The sequence below is a fragment of the Streptomyces sp. NP160 genome (genome assembly GCF_006335115.1).
Classification (GTDB): domain Bacteria; phylum Actinomycetota; class Actinomycetes; order Actinomycetales; family Quadrisphaeraceae; genus Quadrisphaera.
On sequence record NZ_VDMJ01000029.1, the window covers coordinates 19,857 to 37,091 of the forward strand.

A 17,235-nucleotide genomic window follows, 5' to 3' on the forward strand; every position below is an offset into this window, starting at 1 on the left:
GGGTGCCTCCTGGCCTGGGGCTGGACGCGGAGAGGTGCGGCGAGCGGGGAGCGGGTGCGGGGTCCTGGGTGCGGTGCGGTGGCGGGGCGGTCACGCGGCGCGGGACGTCGCGGCGACGACGAGCGCCTCGAGCGCGTCGCGGGCCTGGGGCGTGACGGGGGCTCCCGCCAGGGCCTCGCGGGCCCGGCGGACGCCGTCGTCGATGAGGTCCTCGACGCGGGACAGCGCGCCGGTCTCCACCATGACGCGGCGCAGCGCCGCCACGCCGTCGGCGTCGAGGCGGGGGTCGCCGAGGTGGCGGTGCAGCAGGTCGGCCTGGGCCGCGCTGGACGCGCCGAGGGCGCAGGCCACGAGCACGGTGCGCTTGCCCTCGCGCAGGTCGTCACCGGCGGGCTTGCCCGTCTGGGCCGGGTCGCCGAAGACGCCGAGCACGTCGTCGCGCAGCTGGAAGGCCTCGCCGAGCGCCAGGCCGTAGGCGCTGTAGGCCTCGACCAGCTCGGCCGGGGCGCCGCCCAGGGCCGCGCCCACGAGCAGCGGGTGCTCGATCGAGTACTTCGCGCTCTTGAAGCAGATGACGCGGCGGGCCCGCTCCAGCAGGGCGTCGGCCTCGGCGCGGCGCAGCGCGGCCTCCTGGCCGTCCTCGCCGTCGTCGTCGCTGTCCCGGCGCGGGGCCGGCGCCGTGGTCCCGGCGCTGGCGCCGGCCGCGCCCCCGTGCACCGCCGCCGCCGCGATCCGGCGCAGCGGCGCGGCCTGGGCGAGCATGTCGAGGTACTGCCCGCCCATGAGCTGGGTGCGCATCCTGTCGAAGACCAGCTCGGCCTCGCGGCGCCGGTCGGGAGCGAGGTCCGCGCTGCGGAACACCTCGTCCGACCAGGCCAGGCACAGGTCCCCGGTGAGGATCGCGCCGGCGTCGCCGAACCTGTCGCCGTCCCCGTCCCAGCGGCGCTCGGCGTGGATGCCGGCGAAGTAGCGGTGCGTGGCGGGCATGCCGCGGCGGGTGTCGGAGGCGTCCATGACGTCGTCGTGGATGAGCGCCGCGGCCTGGAACAGCTCCAGCGCGGTGGCCACGCGGACCACGGCGTCCCCCGCGGCGGCCTCCGACGGGTCCCCGCCGGCGCCGCGCCAGCCCCACCAGCAGAACGCCGGGCGGAGCCGCTTGCCGCCGGCGACCAGGCGCGCGACGGCGGAGATGAGGGCGTCGCAGTCGTCGCTGACGTCGGCCAGGACGGACGCCTGCGCCGCCAGCACGGCGTCCAGCTCGGTCTGGACGCGGGCCCGCAGGTCATCGGCGTCCAGGACGTGGGCGGGACTCACCCGGTGGAGCCTATGCGTCGATCCGCCCGCCGCTCGTCGAGCGACGGCCCCGAGGGACGCGCGTCACGGCCGTAGGGTCACCGCTGTGGCTGGCGGGACGCGCGAGATGGGCCGCGAGGAGCACCTGCGGCGCTGGTCGGCCGCCCACGGCGGCACCCCGGCGTCACCGGTGGTGCGCGTCTGGCTCGACGGCGTCCGGCGGGTCGCCTCGCCGCTGGCGGCCGCGGGCGTCCCTCCTTCGGCGGTCACGGTGCTGGGGCTGGTGCTCGGCCTCGCGGCCCTGGCGCCCGCCGCGGCCCAGGCCGAGGCGGGGGGCCGGTGGGCGCTCCTGGTGGCGCTGCTGCTGGCCCTCGCGGCCCTCGCCGACGGGCTCGACGGCGCGGTGGCGGTGCTGGGCGGGACCGCCTCGCGGGGCGGAGCGGTGCTCGACGCCGCCTGCGACCGCGTGGCCGACGCGGCGGCGGTGGCGGCGCTGTGGCTCCTGGGCGCCCCCGCGCTGCCGGTGCTGGTGGCCGTGGGAGCCGGGCAGCTCCACGAGTACGCGCGCGCCCGCGCTCAGGCCGAGGGCATGACCGGGCCGGGGGCGGTGACGGTCTCCGAACGGCCCACGCGGGTGGCGGTCGCGGCGATGTTCGCCCTCGGCTGCGGCGCCTACCCGCAGGCCGCGGCCACGTGGGCCGCGGTGGGGGCCTGGGTGGGGGCGGCGGCGGCCCTCGCGGGGCTGCTGCAGGTCCTCGCGGCGGTGCGCCGCGCGCTGTCAGGCCGTCGCTGAGGCAGCCGGTGCCTCGGAGGCGGTCCCACCGCTCCCGGCGGCCCCACCGCCCTCGGCGGCCGCCGCCAGCGCCCGCAGCAGCAGCTCCGGCAGGACGTCGGCCTCCACCGGCGGGGAGAAGTGGAAGCCCTGGCCGGTCGCGCAGCCCTGCGCGGCCAGCGTCGCGCGCTGGTGCTCGTGCTCCACGCCCTCGGCGACGGTGGACATGCCCAGGGTGCCGGCCATGCTGAGGATGGCGTCGACCAGGGACGTGTCGCCGTCGCTGGAGAGCCTGTCCACGAAGCTCTTGTCGATCTTGATGATGTCGATCGGCAGGCGGTGCAGGTAGCTCAGCGAGGAGTAGCCGGTGCCGAAGTCGTCGATGGCCAGCCGCACGCCGAGCTCCCTCAGGGCGTCGAGCGCCTGCAGCGCCGCGTCGTCCTGACCCACGAAGACGCTCTCGGTGACCTCCAGCACCAGGCAGGAGGCGGGGAGGCGGGACGAGGCCAGGGCGTGGACGACGGAGGCCACCAGCTCGGGGTCGCGCAGCTGGTGGGCCGACAGGTTGACGGACAGGCGCATGGTCTCGGCGCCGGGCACCTCGGCGCGCCACGTGGCGACCTGCAGGCAGGCCTCGTGCAGCACGAAGGAGCCGATGGCGTCGATGAGGCCCGTGCTCTCGGCCAGGGGGATGAAGTCGGCCGGGACCACCACGCCGCGCTCCGGGTGGAGCCAGCGCACGAGGGCCTCCACGCCGGAGACGGCGCCGCTGCCCATGTCGACCAGGGGCTGGTAGACGACCGCGAAGCTGCCGTGCTCGACAGCGCTGCGCAGGTCGGCCTCGAGCTGGACGCGCTCGGCGAGCTGCCGCTGCATCACGGGGTGGTAGACGGCGAAGCGCCCGCGGCCCGCCGCCTTGGCCTCGTACATGGCCAGGTCGGCCGCCTTCATCAGGTCCTCGGCGCTGCGCCCGGCGATCCGGCTGCTGGCCAGGCCGGTGCTGGTCCCGACGCGGACCTCCGTCCCGCGGACGCTGAAGGGCCGGCTCACCGCGTCGCACAGGCGCTGCGCGAGGTCTGTCGCCTCGTCGAGGACGACGCCCTCGTCGAGCAGGACGGCGAACTCGTCGCCGCCCAGGCGGGCGACGGTGTCGCCCTCGCGCAGCACGTTGCGCAGCCGCTCCGCGACGGCCACGAGCAGCTCGTCGCCGGCGTCGTGGCCGAGGGTGTCGTTGACCCGCTTGAAGCCGTCGAGGTCGAGGTACATCACCTTGACCGGTCCGCGGGCGGCGCGGCTGCGCAGCGCCTGCTCGAGGCGGTCGCGGAACAGGGCGCGGTTGGGCAGCCCGGTGAGGGCGTCGGTGAAGGCCTGCTCGCTGAGCCGGCGCTCCAGCGCGAGCGCCTCGGTGACGTCGCGGCCGTTGACGACCAGGCCCTGGACGTCGGGGTCGTCCAGGAGGTTGGTGACCACGGCGTCCACGTCCACGCGGTGCCCGTCGGCGTGGCGCAGGGCCAGCCGCACCTCCAGCTGCTCGACGCGGCCCTCGACCACGGAGCGCAGCGCAGCGGCGGCGGTGGCCGGCCCCTCGCCGTCGTGGAGGTGGTCGGCCGCCGGCCGTCCGACGGGGGGCGCCTGCTCGCCGCCCAGCAGGCGCGTCGCGCCGGGGTTGGTGTAGGTGAGCCGCAGGTCCCGGTCGACCACGACGACGAGGTGGGTGCTGTGGGCGACCAGCGAGGCGAACCGGTGCCGGCTGTCGGCCAGCGCCCGCGTCCGCTCCTGCACCTTCCGCTCGAGGCGGCGCTGCAGGAGGGTCGTGCGGCGCAGCTCGACGAGCGTGCGGCTGGTCAGCGCGACGAGCACCCCCGTGCTCAGCCAGAACGCCACCGGCCCGGTGCTGCCGTCGTCGCGGACCACGGCGAGGGCCGTCGCCAGGACGGCGATCGCGGCTGCCGAGAGCGGCAGCGCGGGACCGCGGACCAGCCCCGGGCGGGTGACCGGGAGCTGCGGGCGACGCCGGTGGAGCAGCGCGCCCGCCAGCACCACCGACCAGCCCGCGCTCCACAGCGCGAGGGAGGTGGGGTCAGCGCTGCGTCCGGTGAGCAGGTAGCCCCTCGCCGAGGCCACGTCGCCGGCGGCGACCACGGCGAGGCCCAGGAGCGCCAGGTGGAGGCCGCCTCCCCGCTCGGGGCTGCGCAGGTGTGCGTGCAGCGCCGTCTGGGGCACCTGGGTCGCCAGCGCCATCAGCGTGATGACGACCACCCAGGTCTCCGGCGGCACGGTCCCCCGCCCCCAGGCGGGCGCCAGCACGAACGACCACAGCGCGCTGGCGCCGGTGAGGGTCAGGAGGACGCAGTCGAGCACGTCGCGGGGGAGGGTGGTGCGCGCCTGGTGCCGGACGGTCAGGGCGGCCACGGCCGCCACGGCCAGGACCGGCCAGGCGACGAAGGAGACGAGGCTGGCGAGTCCCAGGTCGGTGGCCGACCGGCCCTCCGCCGAGCCGCTGGCCTGGGCGACCGTCGCCAGGGCCAGGGCGGTGGTCCACACGGCGGCCGCGGGACCGAGCAGCACCCAGAACCGGCGCTGAGCGCCGGAGCGCGAGCGCGAGCTCCCGACCGCGGACGCACCCGCGAGGAGCGCGACGACGAGGGACAGCGCGGTGGCGGCCGTGGCGGTGGTCACCGGGCCACCTCCGCGGTGGGGGCGCCGGTCTGACCGGTCTGACCGGTCTGACCGGTCTGACCGGTCTGCTCGGGCCGGCCGGTCTGGCCGGGCTGGCCGGCGCGGGCCGGGCGGAGGGCGTCGACGACGAGACCGGGGAGCAGGTGCGGCTCGACGGGGGGTGAGAAGTGGTACCCCTGCCCGGTGGAGCACCCCTGGGCGGCGAGCGCCGCGCGCTGGTGCTCGTGCTCGATCCCCTCGGCGACGGTGGCCAGGTCCAGCGAGCCCGCCATGCTGATGATGGCGTCGACCAGGGAGAGGTCGCCGTCGCTGGTGAGCCTGTCGACGAAGCTCTTGTCGATCTTGAGGATGTCCACGGGCAGGCGGTGCAGGTAGCTCAGGGAGGAGTAGCCGGTGCCGAAGTCGTCGACGGCCAGCCGGATGCCGTGGGCGCGCAGCGCGTTCAGCCCGTCCAGGGCGGTCTGGTCCTGGTCGACGATCATGCTCTCGGTGACCTCCAGGACCAGGGCGGTGGCGGGCAGGCCGGTCTCCTCCAGGACGGCCAGCACCTGCCCGGTCAGGTGAGGGTCGGCCAGCTGCACGCCCGAGAGGTTGACCGACAGGCGCATGTCCTCGGCGCCGGGCACCTCCTGGCGCCAGGCGGCCACCTGGTGGCAGGCCTCGCGCAGCACGAAGGCGCCGATGGCGTCGATGAGGCCGGTGGCCTCGGCCAGGGGGATGAAGGCGGCGGGCGGGACCACGCCGCGCTGGGGGTGGTGCCAGCGCACGAGGGCCTCGACGCCGGAGACGCCGCCGGTGCCCATGTCGACCAGCGGCTGGTAGACGACGCGGAACTCGCCCTCACGCACCGCGCGGTGGAGGTCGGCCTCGAGCTGGACCCGCTCGGTGAGCTGCTCGTGCATGCGCGGGTGGTAGGAGGCGTGACCGCCCTGGCGCTGGCTCTTCGCGTGGTACATCGCCAGGTCAGCGCCGCGCAGGAGCTGCTGGACGTCGCGGCCCGCCGTCCTGGTGCTGGCGATCCCCACGCTGGTGGCGACGTGCACCTCCACGCCGCGCACGGTGAAGGGGCGGCGCACCGCGTCGCAGACGCGCTGGGCGAGGTTCTCCGCCTCCTGTCCGCCGGCCGTCTCGTCGAGCAGGACCGCGAACTCGTCTCCGCCGAGGCGGGCCACGGTGTCGCCCTCTCGCACGACGGCGCGCAGCCGGTGGGCCACGGCCACGAGCAGCTCGTCGCCGGCGTCGTGGCCCAGGGTGTCGTTGACGGCCTTGAAGCCGTCCAGGTCCAGGTAGAGGACCTCGACGGGGCCGCGCGTCCCGCGGCCGCGGAGGGCGTGCTCGAGCCGGTCGGTGAACAGGGCGCGGTTGGGCAGGTCGGTGAGGGCGTCGCTGAAGGCCTGCCGGCCCAGCTCGTCGTGGAGGCGCACCGCCTCGGTGACGTCGTGCGCGTTGAGGACGACACCGCGCACGGCCGGGTCGTCGCGCAGGTCGGTCAGGGTGACGTCCACGGTGATGAGGCGACCGCCGGCGAGGGGCAGGGTGGCGCGCACCTCGCGCCGGGAGCACCGCCCCTCGAGCACCTCGCGGAGCGCCTCGTCGACCGGTGGGCTCCCGGGGGCGCTGCCCGTCAGCAGGGAGAGGACCGAGCGCCCGACGAGCTCCTCGGGGCGCGTGCCGAAGATGTGCTCCACGGCCGGGCTCGCGTAGGAGAGGGTGCCGTCGGGGTCCACCACCCCCACCACGTCGGCGCTGTGGACGACGAGTGCGGCGAACCGCCGCTCCTCGCTGCTCAGGGTGCGGGTGCGGGTCTCCACCAGCCGCTCCAGGCCCCGGGTGAGCCGCTCGCCGTCGAGCACGAGGAGCGTGGTCCGGACGACCAGCAGCACCAGCACGGTGAGGTGCAGCCAGCTGCCGGTCTGGCCGGCCGGCGCACCGCTGAGCACCGCGGGCAGGGAGGACACCAGGGCCAGGACCACGGCGGTGCAGGGGGCTGCCGCACCGCTGAGCAGGGTGGGGGCTGCGGCCGGTGAGCTGCCGGCGCGTCCGGCGCTGCGCCGTGCGGTGACCGCCCCGGCGAGCATGAGCGCCGAGGCCACCGCCCAGCACCACTGGACGACGTCCCCCGGGGGGCGCTGCCCGCTCCCCGACAGCGCCGCCGCCGCGAGGTCGCCGACCACCAGGCAGGCCCCGCCCACGCTCAGCAGCACCAGCCCGGGGTGCAGGCTCCGGGTCCGCACCGCGGTCTGGGCGGCGACCACGGCGGCGACCAGCTCGGCCAGCACCGCCAGCGCCGTCGGAGCCGTCAGCGGGCCCACGTCCCCCGTGGCCGGCTGCCCCGCGAAGACGAGGTACCAGGCGCCGGTGGCGGCGACCGCCGTGAGGAGGGCGCAGTCGACCGCGTCGCGCACCGCGCCCGCGGGGGTGTTGGTGGACCACAGCAGCGGCGCGGTGCAGGCGAGGGTGGCGCCCACCACCACCAGCAGCAGGGCGGTGTCCAGCGGCTGCGCCGAGCCCTCTTGGGCCGAGCCGGCGAGCCAGCCCCGCCACCCGGTGGACGCGAAGAGGGCGCACGAGCCGAGCACGGCGACGCTCACCACCCGCCACAGGTACCTGTCGAGCCCGGACAGGCGCAGGGAGGCGCGGTGGGCGCACCACGACACGCCCAGCACGAGGGCGACCAGCGCCGTGCGGGCGGCCGTCTCGGCCGCCGGCGTCCCCCGCGTCACGAGCAGCACGCCGGTCCAGGCGAGGAGCACCAGCGAGACGACGGCCGCCGCCGCGGCGTGACCGCGGAGGAGGTGGACGGCCGGGAGCTTCTGCACGCCGCTTGATCGTCGATCTTGGAGCCGGTCTTGAGCATGAAGGGGTCCGGTCCCCCGCTCGGTCGCCCCGAGCCGATCTTCGTCTCGTCTGATGAGACGTGGATCCCGCTCAGTGAGACAAAAGGGCAGGATGGGGCGGTGGTCACCTACACGCACGGACACGCCGAGCCCGTCCTGGCCTCCCACCGCTGGCGCACGGCGGAGAACTCCTGCGGCTACCTGCTCCCGCACCTGCGGCCCGGCCTGGACCTCCTCGACCTCGGGTGCGGTCCCGGCACCATCACCACCGACCTCGCCGGGCGCGTCGCGCCAGGACGCGCGGTCGGGCTCGACGCCGCAGCCGAGGTGCTCGGCGAGGCCGCCGCCGCTGCCGAGCGCCGTGGCGTCGCCGTGGAGCGGGTGGTGGGGGACGCGCTGGCGCTGCCCTTCGACGACGCGAGCTTCGACGTGGTCCACGCCCACCAGGTGCTGCAGCACCTCGCCGATCCCGTGGGCGCGCTGCGCGAAGCCGCGCGCGTGCTCCGTCCCGGTGGCCTGCTGGCGGTGCGCGACGTCGACTACGCCGCCACCACCTGGTACCCGGCCGAGCCCGGGCTGGACGCGTGGCTCGCGCTGTACCAGCGCGTCGCCCGCGGCAACGGCGGTGAGCCGGACGCAGGCCGCCGCCTGCTCGCCTGGGCGAGGGAGGCGGGTCTGACCGGTGACCAGGGCGACGACGACGGCGGCGGTGCCACCCTCACCGCCAGCGCGTCGGCGTGGTGCTACGCCTCACCCGCGGAGCGCACGTGGTGGGGGACGTCGTGGGCGGGCCGCGCGACGGCGTCGGCCTTCGCCGAGCAGGCCGTGGCCAGCGGCGCCGCGTCCCGCGAGGACCTCGAGGACGTCGCGGCGGCGTGGCGGCGCTGGGCGGCCGCGCCGGACGGCTGGATCGCCCTGCTGCACGGGGAGATGCTCGTCCGGCTGCCCTGAGCCGGGCGGCGACGGCCACCGATGAGTCGTGGGCCGCCGCGCGGTCGACCCCTCGACCGTCAGGACAGCGACAGCAGGGGAGTCCCGCCGTGGGCGTCATCAGCACCGCGCTCTTCGCCACCCTCGACCTCGTCGGGCAGGCGCCCGGCGGCCCCGAGGAGGACCCGGAGGGCGGGTTCGCCTTCGGCGGGTGGCAGGCGCCCCTGCTCGACGAGGAGTCCGGCGCCCAGGTCGACGCGGCCTACGAGGGCGTCGACGCCCTGCTGCTGGGGCGCAGGACCTACGACATCTTCGCCGCGTACTGGCCCCACCGCGACGACTCCCAGGACGGCGGCTTCGCCGCGCTGTTCAACAGGATCCCCAAGCACGTGGCCTCGCGGGGGACGCCGGAGCTGGCGTGGGCGGGCTCGGAGCTGCTCGGTCCGGACCTGCCCGCCGCGGTGCGGGCCCTGCGGGAGCGCCACGAGCACGTCATGGTGGTCGGCAGCCTCGACCTGGTGCAGACCCTGCTGGCCGAGCGCCTCCTCGACGTCGTCGACCTCTGGCTCCACCCGGTGGTGCTCGGGCAGGGCAAGCGGGTCTTCGCCGCCGGCGCCGCCCCGACCTCCCTGGAGCTGCTGCAGCCTCCCGCCGCCAGCCCGAGCGGCGTGGTGCACCTGCGCTACGGCCTGCGCGAGGGCGTGCCCGGCACCGGCGACATGAGCGAGCTCTGAGGGGCGCGACGACCCGTCAGCGCGTCCAGGCGGTGGCGCCCTCGGCGTGCTCGAACGCCTCGGCGGGCGTGGTGTCCCGGCGGCCGTCGGCGCGCACCAGCTCACGGGCGGGCTGGGCCTGGCCGCCGCGCAGCGCGCGCTCCAGGGTGGACGCGGCGACCACGACGGTGGCCCCCAGCCCGATGACTCCGGCGACGTCCAGCAGGGCGGTGGTGTCCACGTGGACCCCTTCCGGTCGGTGGTGCCCGACGGCGGTCCGAGCGGGCCGCTGCGCCACCGTGATCGACAGCTCGCACCCGCACCTGGAGGCCCGTGCGGGGGGAGGCACCCGCTCGGCCGTCACCCCGGCCGTCCCCCGACGCGCCCTCCCCGTCAGACCGGGCCGACCAGCCCCGCTGCGATCGCCGCGGAGGCCAGCACCAGCGGGATCCCCCCGCCGGGGTGGCTGGAGCCGCCCACCAGCAGCAGCCCCGGCACTCCGGAGCGGTTGGCGGGCCGCAGGAACGCCGCCCGCGCGCCGTTGCTGGACGAGCCGTAGATCGACCCGCCCACGGCGCCGGTGGCCACCTCCAGGTCCGCCGGGGTGCGCACCTGGCGCCACAGCACCCGGTCGCGCACGTCCAGCCCGCGGCGCGCCATGACGGCCAGCACGTGGTCGGCGTACGCCTCGGCGAAGCCCGGTGCCCGCCAGTCGACGCCCGCGCGGACGTCGTGGGGGGCGTGGCGAGGGGCGTTGACCAGCACGAACCACGCCTCGGAGCCGTCGTCCGGGCGCAGCGCCGGGTCGTCCGGGGCGCTGACGTACACCGCGGGCTCCGGGACGGCGCTCGGCCGCCCGCGGCGTCGTCCTGAGCCGAACACGGCGTCGAACTCGTCGTCGTAGCCCGCGCCGTCCAGCGGCGGGAACAGCACCGTGTGGTGGGCGAGGTCGGGCGTGCGCCCGCGCAGGGCCAGCAGGAGCACGAACCCGCTGAGCGACGGTGTGGTGGCGGCCAGTCCCGCGCGCGCTCCGCGGGTGGGCGCCGTCGCGGTCGCCGCGGGGAGGAGGGGGTGCTGGCCGGGTGGGGTCCGGACGCCGTAGAGGGCCGCGGCGTCGGCGTTGACGACGACGACGTCGGCCGGCAGCCGCCGCCCGCCGGCGAGGCGGACACCCGCGGCCCGGCCGGCGTGGACGAGCACCTCCTCGACGCGGGTCTGGGTGAGGACGCGGACGCCGCGCTCGCGGGCGCGGTCGGCGACGGCGTCCACCACGCGGCGCAGCCCGCCGGGGGTGTACCAGGAGCCGCCGGTCAGCTCCAGGTGCAGCACCGACGCCAGCGCGGCGGGCGCGCGGCGCGGGTCGGAGCCGGTGTAGGTGGCCATCCGGTCGACCAGGGCGACGTGGCGGGGGTCGTCGAGGTGGGCCCGCGCCAGGGCGCGCAGCGAGGTGCCGGGCGCGATGGTGGCGACGTCGCGCAGGCCGCCGGGGCGCGCCGCGAGCTGGGCCAGGGTGCGGGGGCCGTGCAGCGGCCGGCTGAGGAACGGGCCCTCGGTGGCGTCCCAGATGCGACGGGCGCGGTCCAGGAGGCGGCGCCAGCCGGGGCCGAGGTCGTCGGTCAGGTGCAGGCGCGAGCCGTCGGTGAAGCGGTGGTCGGTGGGCGCGACGGGGCGCAGGTCGAGGCTGGCGCCCAGCGGGGCGCCCGTGGCGGCGAAGAGGCGGCGCAGCTGGTCGGGCCAGGTGAGCAGGCTCGGGCCGGTGTCGAAGGCGAAGCCGTCGCGCTCGTACCAGCCGAGCTTGCCGCCGACGGTCCCAGCCTGCTCGCAGACCGTCACGTCGTGGCCCGAGGCGGCCAGGCGCGCGGCAGCGGCGAGCCCGCCCAGGCCCGCGCCCACGACGATCACCCGGGCCACGCCCGCCACGCTATGCGCGCCCCTCCTCGATGGCACGGGGTGGCCCTGTGCCACTCCTACCGGCACAGGGCCACCCCGTGCCATCGGGGGAGTGGTGCAGATCCACCCGGGGCGACGCCGTCAGGGCAGCGCGCGACCCTTCCAGGCCAGGCCGCCGGCGCGGCGCAGCCGCCACGACCGCACCACCAGGCCGCCCAGCACCGCCACCGAGGCCGGGTGCGCCATCGCGTCCGGCCACGCCCGCCCGCCCGTGCGCCGCGCCGCGACCACCCGCGAGGCGACGCCGGCGCCGTAGCCGAGCAGCCCCAGCAGCCGCCCGCGGCCACCCCCCGCGCCGGTGACCGCAGCGACCGCGGGCAGCACGAACACCGCGCCCAGCCCCGCGACCAGGCTCAGCGCAGCGGCGGGGGAGCCCGTGGCCGACCACAGCGACTTCGCGTACCCGTCGCGCACGGCCGGCCAGCCGTCGTACATCCGGCAGGTGGCCAGGTCCGTGCCGTCCACCACACCACCCCGCCCGCCCGCGGCCTTGACCGCGCGGACCAGGGCGACGTCGTCGAGCACCTCCGCCCTCACCGCCGCGAAGCCGCCCGCCCGCGACAGCGCCGCGGCGTCCAGCGCCATGAGCTGCCCGTTCGCCGCCGACAGCGACGGCCGCGGCGAGCGCTCCGCCAGGCGCAGCGGCAGCGTGGCCAGCCAGCTCCACTGCAGCAGCGGCTGCACCAGCCGCTCGGCGGCGCTCACCGCCTCCTGCCGCGGGTACGGGCTGACCAGCGCCAGCCCGTGCCGCCGCAGCAGGTCGACCGTCGCCGCCAGGGCGTGCGGCGCGACGCGCACGTCGGCGTCCAGGCAGACCAGCACCGAGCCGGAGGCGGCGGCCGCCAGCTGCGCCAGCGCGTGCGGCTTGCCCAGCCACCCGGGCGGCAGCGGGGTTCCGGTCAGCACGCGCACCCGCGGGTCGCCGCCGGCGGCGCGCACCGCTGCGGCGGCGGTGCCGTCGGTGGAGCCGTCGTCCAGCACGAGCACCTCGAGGTCGGGCACGCCCGTGCTCGCGAGCACCGCCGCCAGCGCTCGTCCCACCTGGTGGGCCTCGTCGCGCGCGGGCAGCAGCACGCTCACCCGCTCCGCGGCGGCCGGCGGTGCGGCGGCCGGGCGCCGCAGCAGCGCGGCGTTCACGGCGGTGTGGACGGCGACGACGACGGCCGCCGCGCTGGCCGCTCCGACGAGCCGGACGGTCCTCACGCCCCGGAGGACCGCGCCGGACGGCTGCGCAGGTGCGCCAGCGCCGGCAGGGCCACCAGGCCCATCGCCACGAGCACCCACAGGGCGACCCACGGTCGCCCGAAGAAGACCGCGTTCCCCAGCGCCGAGCCGAGCCACGTCCACCCCAGCAGCAGCGCGGGCGCCCCGGCGGCGAGCGCGGCACCCGGGGCGACCCCCGGGCGGACCCGGTGCGGCACGCCGACGTGCAGCACCGCGTGCACCACCAGCGAGACGAGCAGCCACCCGGCGTAGTTGGTCAGCGGGATGCCCGGGATCCCCGGCAGCGACGGCTCGGGGTGCACCCACGCCCAGTGGCCCGCGGCGACCATCTGCGGGTCGAGGGAGAGGTCCCACGCGGTGAGCGCCCACGCCCCCAGCGGCACCGCCACCCAGTGCGGCACCGGCCCGAAGCGCGCCCGCAGCAGGTCCACCACGGAGCGCCCGGCGAGCACGGTCGGCCAGGCCATCATCAGCCAGGCGGCGGGCACCACCGCGGGCACGCCGAGCACCTGCGGCCCGAGCGTGCCGGCGTAGGCGTACTCGCCGAACGGGAAGCCCGTGCTGACGCCCACCGCCTCCGCCAGCAGCCCCACGCCCCCGGCGCCCAGCGCGAGCACCACCGCGGCCCGCAGCCCGTGCGTGGCGGCGGCGCTCACGAGCGAGGCCGCGGCGAACACGAGGACGCTCACCACGGTGGCGGTGGTGAGCACCCCACCGGACAGCAGCGGGTGGGCGACCTGGACGACGACGGCGACGGCCGCGAGCACCAGCGCCGCGCGCTGCGCGCCCGTGCCCTGCAGCGGCCGGCGCGCCTCGACCGCGGTGCGGGAGGGGGCGGCGCTCACGGGGCCACCCCGCGGTGCGTGCCCTCCAGCGACCGGACGGCGAAGCGGGCGAACAGCTCCTCGGCGTACCAGCGCTCGCGCCCGGTGCGCTCCACCACGTCGCGGTGGGCGGCGCGGCCGTGGGCGAAGTCGCGCAGAGAGGAGGCGTCCTCCCACAGGCTGAAGGTGCCCTGCAGCCCGACCGGCGCCTCGCCGACACCCACCGCCAGGCGCAGCCCCGGCACGGCGTGCAGGTCCGCGGAGACCGGCGGGACGGCGCCCCAGAACGCCCGGCCCCTGCCGAAGCGGATCCGGGCCCGGGTGATGCTCGCGATCCCGCCGCTCCCGGCGGCCGCGGCGCGGGAGGGCACCGGGGCGCCGAAGGGCTCCCGCCCCGACCAGCGGCCGCGGCTGGCCACGGGGACCATCTCCACCCGCAGCCGCTCGGCGGCCAGGCGGTCCCAGGCCCGCACCGCGGGAGAGCGCTCGAAGGCGGTCGCGCCGGCGTCGTCGGCCCAGGTGGTGAGCACGGCCCAGTGGTGCGGGTCGGCGTCGCGCGGGGTGAAGGTCCGCCCGTCACCGGTGCCGAGGAGCTTCCAGAAGGCCGCGCCGCTGGTGCGCAGGTGGCGCCGGTCCAGCGCCATGCGGGCGACGGCGGCGGGCACCGCGGTGGTGGGGACCCGCCACAGGTGGAGGACCGCGCAGGCCGGGACGGCGCGCTGGGGGTCCACGGCAGCACCGTAGCCGCGCGCGCTGACCGCGGGCCTCCCGAGCGGCGCGCACCGGCTGTCCACCGAGCGCTCGCCGGGACGTCACCGCAGGTGAGAGCGGGATGTCAGACCCCGCGGGCACTGTTGTCGCCATGGACAGCGGGTTGACGCGGAGCGAGATCAGCGCTTCACTGCTGCTGTCGAACTGGTGTTCGATGTCGGCGGGCGCGGCCTCCGGGGAGGGGAAGCCCCGGGGCCGCGCCGCCAGTGCCTCAGGAGGAGGAGCTGTGAGCCGGTCGTTCGACGAGGTCGTGCACGTCCAGGTGGCCGAGAGCGGCTCGGGGGAGCCGTCGGCCTTCGTCTGGCGCGGTCGCCTCTTCGTGGTGCGCGAGGTGCTGGCCGGCTGGAGCGCGCGCCTGCCGTGGTGGCAGGGCGTCGCCGCCAGGGCGCTGCGCGGGGAGCCGGTCGAGGTGAGCGGCAGCAGCGCCCTCGCCCGCGAGCCGGGCGTCCGGTCCGCCGGGCCCGCCGCCGACGAGCAGGTGTGGCGCGTGGTCGCCAGCGCCGGCTTCGGCGTGGAGCCGGGCACCTTCGAGCTGGCCAGCGAGCCCGCCGGGGCCGCCGGCGGCGCGCCGCGCTGGCGCCTCGTCCGGGTGGTGGACTGACGTGGCCGCCGTCCGGCCCCGTCGCGCCGGCCCGGCCGGCCGCACCACCACGCGCACCGGTGACGGGGCGGTCCCGGTGGCGCGCCCGCCCGCACCCGCAGGCGCCGTCCGGCTGCTGGAGCGCGCCGCCACGGAGCTGTCGCTGGCGGCCGCCTCGACCGACCCCGCCGAGCGGTTCGTCACCGCCCACCTGGCCGCCCTGCGCGCCGGCGCCGCGGTGGTCGCGGCCCGCCAGCTCGTGGGCGGGCGCCGCCGCGGGCCCGTCAACGTGTGGGAGTCGCTGCTCGCGCTGGCCCCCGAGCTGGAGGACTGGGCCCGCTTCTTCGGTGCAGCGGCCGACCGCCGCGCCGCCGTCGACAGCGGCCGGGGGCCCGCCGTGGAGGCCGCCGAGGCCGACGCGCACCTGGCGCGGGCCGAGGCGTTCACCGGACGGGTCTCGGCGCTGCTCGACGTGAGCGTCTGGATCGGGGGGCTCCCGCTCGCGGCCTCCTGAGGCGGACCGGCCGGGCCGTGGCGGAAACCCCGATGACTCCGGGGCCTCCCGGCGGTCAGGGTGGTGACGACGGAGCCCGAGGAGCAGGAGACACCGTGACCACCGCAGACCCGACCCCCGAGGCAGACCGGGCGCAGCCGCGCCTGGACCTGCGGCACGGCACGCAGCGGGTGTTCGCCCACCTGCTCGCCAGCAACGCCGTCGTCTCGGTCATCAACTACACGGTGTGGTTCGCCATCACCTTCTGGGTCTTCCTGGAGACGCGGTCCGTCTTCGCCACCGGGATGGTCGCGGGCATCTTCGTGGTCGCCACCGCGGCCACGGGCATCTGGTTCGGCAGCCTCGTCGACAACCACCGCAAGCGCGCGGTCATGCAGGGCTCGGCCGTGGCCTCGGCGGTGGTCTACGCCGCCTCCCTGGCGCTGTACCTGCTGACGCCGCCGGAGGTGTTCCGCGACGTCACCTCCTGGCAGCTGTGGGCGTTCATCGTGGTGCTCATGCTCGGCGTCATCGCCGGGAACCCGCGGGCGATCGCGCTGCCCACCCTCGTCACGCTGTTGGTCCCGGAGGACCGGCGCGACCGCGCCAACGGCCTCGTGGGCACGGTGACGGGCACCTCGATGCTCGTCACCTCCGTCATCAGCGGCGTGCTCGTCGCCTCCGGCGGGATGCTCCACGTGCTGCTGCTGGCCCTCGTGGTGCTCGCCGCCTCCGTGGTACACCTGGCGCGGGTCCACGTGCCCGAGCCGGAGCCCGGGACGGCGCCCGCCGCCGGCGGTGCCGCGGCCGCCGGCGCGACCGAGGGCGGCGTCGCGCAGGCGGGTGCCGACCACGGCGGGAGCGGCGCTGGCGGGGTGGACCTGCGGGGCACCTGGCGGCTGGTGCGCGGCGTGCCCGGGCTCGTGCCGCTCATCGCCTTCAGCTGCTTCAACAACTTCATCGGCGGCGGCTTCATGGCCCTCATGGACGCCTACGGCCTGTCGCTGGTCTCGGTGCAGGTGTGGGGCCTGCTGTGGGGCGGGCTCAGCGCGCTGATGATCGTCGGAGGCCTGCTCGTGGCGCGCCTCGGCCTGGGCAGCCGGCCCGTGAGGCTGCTGCTGCTCGTCAACGCGGCCTCCTGGACGGCCACGATGCTCTTCCCGCTGACCTCGTCGGTGGTCAGCCTGACCGCCGCGATGGCGGTGTTCATGCTGCTCATGCCGTTCGCCGAGGCGGCGGAGCAGACCGTGCTGCAGCGCGTGGTGCCCTACGAGCGCCAGGGGCGCGTCTTCGGCTTCGCGCAGAGCGTGGAGCAGTCCGCGGCACCGCTGACCGCCTTCCTCATGGGGCCGCTGACGCAGTTCGTCGTCGTCCCCCTCATGAGCGGTGACGGCGCTGGTGCCCGGGCCATCGGCGGCTGGTTCGGCACCGGTCAGGCCCGTGCCATCGCGCTGGTCTTCGTCATCACCGGGCTGGTGGGGCTCGTGGTCACGCTCCTGGCGCTGGCCAGCCCGCAGTACCGCCGGCTGTCCGCCTCGTACGCAGCTGCGCAGGCCGCGCCCGCACCGGCGGGTGGCCCGGCCGCCGGCCCGGTCGAGGTGGGTGTCGGCACCGCGGCGGGCCTGCCCGCGGACGTCGTCGTCGAGGTCCCCGTCGGGCTCTCTGCCGACGCTCCCACCCGGTCCCGCTCATGACCGGGCCCGGTGGCCCGGACGTGGAGCTCAACGGTGTCGCGGTGAACGCGACAGTGCCGGAGGGCCTGCGCTGGACCGCCGTCCGCCGGGGTGAGGAGTTCGTGCTCACCTCGCTCACCGTGCGGCTGCTGCCCGACGGCCACCTCGCGGTCAAGGCCTACGGCCGCCCGGTCGCCGGCGGCCGTGGCGGGTACGTGTCCTTCCCCGTCCCGGCCGACCGGCCCGAGCTGGCGGAGCTCGTGAGCGCTGCGGCTGACCGCGCCGCCGCCCTCTGGGGCGCCCACCGCGGTCTGGCCTGAGCGCCGTCGCGTCGCGGCACCCGCGTCCGCGCGCCCTGCCCCTCGGCGAGCCGCACGGCGAGCCTCGCCGCGGATGACCGCGGTCAGGTGCGGAGCCGTCGGCCCAGGAGCGTCGCGCCGCAGGTGACCGCGGTCGCTCGCGGGTCAGGTGCTCGCACCCCTCGGGGCGCCCCGAG

Annotated in this window: 15 protein-coding genes; 7 read left to right on the forward strand and 8 right to left on the reverse strand. The window is 77.2% G+C overall.

Going from position 1 to position 17,235, the window contains the following annotated elements:
• Window positions 1-90: 90 nt before the first annotated feature.
• A complete protein-coding gene (locus tag FHN55_RS15415; RefSeq protein ID WP_139713218.1) occupies window positions 91-1,314 on the reverse strand; it encodes a polyprenyl synthetase family protein in 1,224 nt (407 codons plus the stop codon).
• Between the two features lie 85 nt (window positions 1,315-1,399).
• On the opposite strand from FHN55_RS15415, the gene FHN55_RS15420 reads away from it, so the two are divergent.
• On the forward strand, window positions 1,400-2,086 hold the full coding sequence (locus tag FHN55_RS15420; protein ID WP_218974711.1) for a CDP-alcohol phosphatidyltransferase family protein: 687 nt from the start codon (window positions 1,400-1,402) through the stop codon (window positions 2,084-2,086).
• On the opposite strand, the gene FHN55_RS15425 is transcribed toward FHN55_RS15420, so the two are convergent.
• Window positions 2,072-4,744 carry a bifunctional diguanylate cyclase/phosphodiesterase gene (locus tag FHN55_RS15425; protein WP_139713219.1) on the reverse strand — a complete coding sequence of 891 codons (2,673 nt, stop codon included), beginning with the start codon at window positions 4,742-4,744 and terminating at the stop codon, window positions 2,072-2,074. The two genes, FHN55_RS15420 and FHN55_RS15425, sit on opposite strands and share 15 nt — an antisense overlap.
• Window positions 4,741-7,563 carry a bifunctional diguanylate cyclase/phosphodiesterase gene (locus tag FHN55_RS15430; RefSeq protein ID WP_139713220.1) on the reverse strand — a complete coding sequence of 941 codons (2,823 nt, stop codon included), beginning with the start codon at window positions 7,561-7,563 and terminating at the stop codon, window positions 4,741-4,743. The genes FHN55_RS15425 and FHN55_RS15430 overlap by 4 nt, the downstream gene beginning before the upstream one ends.
• Before the next feature lie 138 nt (window positions 7,564-7,701).
• Between FHN55_RS15430 and FHN55_RS15435 the strand changes: the two genes are divergently transcribed.
• The gene (locus FHN55_RS15435) at window positions 7,702-8,532 is read left to right on the forward strand and encodes a methyltransferase domain-containing protein (protein ID WP_257571042.1); all 831 of its coding nucleotides are present in this window, start codon (window positions 7,702-7,704) and stop codon (window positions 8,530-8,532) included.
• Window positions 8,533-8,621: 89 nt separating this feature from the next.
• Window positions 8,622-9,245, forward strand: coding sequence for a dihydrofolate reductase family protein (locus FHN55_RS15440; protein WP_139713221.1), 624 nt, complete (start codon window positions 8,622-8,624; stop codon window positions 9,243-9,245).
• A 16-nt stretch (window positions 9,246-9,261) separates the two neighbouring features.
• On the opposite strand, the gene FHN55_RS15445 is transcribed toward FHN55_RS15440, so the two are convergent.
• The 5 genes from FHN55_RS15445 to FHN55_RS15465 all read right to left on the reverse strand — a co-directional run bounded on the left by FHN55_RS15445 (window position 9,262) and on the right by FHN55_RS15465 (window position 13,953).
• On the reverse strand, window positions 9,262-9,465 hold the full coding sequence (locus FHN55_RS15445; RefSeq protein WP_139713222.1) for a hypothetical protein: 204 nt from the start codon (window positions 9,463-9,465) through the stop codon (window positions 9,262-9,264).
• A gap of 152 nt (window positions 9,466-9,617) precedes the next feature.
• Entirely contained in the window at window positions 9,618-11,135 is a 1,518-nt protein-coding gene (locus FHN55_RS15450) for an NAD(P)/FAD-dependent oxidoreductase (protein WP_139713223.1), read from the reverse strand.
• Between the two features lie 120 nt (window positions 11,136-11,255).
• A complete protein-coding gene (locus tag FHN55_RS15455; protein WP_139713224.1) occupies window positions 11,256-12,377 on the reverse strand; it encodes a glycosyltransferase family 2 protein in 1,122 nt (373 codons plus the stop codon).
• Window positions 12,374-13,243, reverse strand: a complete 870-nt coding sequence (locus tag FHN55_RS15460; RefSeq protein ID WP_218974712.1) for a carotenoid biosynthesis protein — start codon at window positions 13,241-13,243, stop codon at window positions 12,374-12,376. Before FHN55_RS15460 ends, FHN55_RS15455 begins: the two co-directional genes overlap by 4 nt.
• The gene (locus FHN55_RS15465; protein ID WP_218974713.1) at window positions 13,240-13,953 is read right to left on the reverse strand and encodes a hypothetical protein; all 714 of its coding nucleotides are present in this window, start codon (window positions 13,951-13,953) and stop codon (window positions 13,240-13,242) included. The genes FHN55_RS15460 and FHN55_RS15465 overlap by 4 nt, the downstream gene beginning before the upstream one ends.
• Window positions 13,954-14,219: 266 nt before the next feature.
• On the opposite strand from FHN55_RS15465, the gene FHN55_RS15470 reads away from it, so the two are divergent.
• From FHN55_RS15470 to FHN55_RS15485, 4 genes are all read left to right on the forward strand, one after another.
• Window positions 14,220-14,594 carry a DUF6504 family protein gene (locus tag FHN55_RS15470; protein ID WP_139713225.1) on the forward strand — a complete coding sequence of 125 codons (375 nt, stop codon included), beginning with the start codon at window positions 14,220-14,222 and terminating at the stop codon, window positions 14,592-14,594.
• Between the two features lies 1 nt (window position 14,595).
• Window positions 14,596-15,087, forward strand: a complete 492-nt coding sequence (locus FHN55_RS15475) for an SAV_6107 family HEPN domain-containing protein (RefSeq protein ID WP_139713226.1) — start codon at window positions 14,596-14,598, stop codon at window positions 15,085-15,087.
• A gap of 95 nt (window positions 15,088-15,182) precedes the next feature.
• Window positions 15,183-16,760, forward strand: coding sequence for an MFS transporter (locus tag FHN55_RS15480; protein WP_218974714.1), 1,578 nt, complete (start codon window positions 15,183-15,185; stop codon window positions 16,758-16,760).
• Complete coding sequence (locus FHN55_RS15485) at window positions 16,757-17,059, forward strand: hypothetical protein (protein ID WP_139713228.1); 303 nt, start codon at window positions 16,757-16,759, stop codon at window positions 17,057-17,059. The genes FHN55_RS15480 and FHN55_RS15485 overlap by 4 nt, the downstream gene beginning before the upstream one ends.
• The last annotated feature ends 176 nt before the right edge of the window (window positions 17,060-17,235 follow it).

What these genes read in the sequence shown, in the direction of transcription:
- FHN55_RS15485 (WP_139713228.1), top strand. Translation starts at nt 16,757, where the DNA reads ATGACCGGGCCCGGTGGCCCGGACGTGGAGCTCAACGGTGTCGCGGTG.